This window comes from Pseudochrobactrum sp. AO18b (assembly GCF_000409565.1).
GTDB classification, from domain to species: Bacteria; Pseudomonadota; Alphaproteobacteria; order Rhizobiales; family Rhizobiaceae; genus Pseudochrobactrum; species Pseudochrobactrum saccharolyticum.
This window is the reverse complement of sequence record NZ_ANNO01000061.1, coordinates 1-265: the sequence shown is the minus strand read 5'-3', so window position 1 is coordinate 265 and position 265 is coordinate 1. Positions and strand designations below refer to the sequence as shown.

1 rRNA gene is annotated in these 265 nt (G+C 56.6%); it reads left to right on the top strand.

The features are described 5' to 3' along the window. Positions 1–187: 187 nt before the first annotated feature. Positions 188–265 (top strand): 5S ribosomal RNA (gene rrf, locus A918_RS0102945); the annotation flags it as partial.

Below are 265 nucleotides of genomic sequence, written 5' to 3'. Positions count from 1 at the left end.
CGTCGATGATAGAATTAGACTAGCGCTCACGGATCGTACGCAGCTAAAGCTGCTGATCCTCCGCGAGGGCGGCCAAAAGTGGCCGACGTGCGGTCGCACTTGCGAACACTGTGTGTTCGTGACCGAGGCGCTATGATCTTATGCACGAAAATCCCAGCTTCTTATTTGTTTCTGTGCCCTTTGCTGACCTGGTGGTTATGGCGGAGCGGCTGCACCCGATCCCATTCCGAACTCGGCCGTGAAACGCTCCAGCGCCGATGGTACT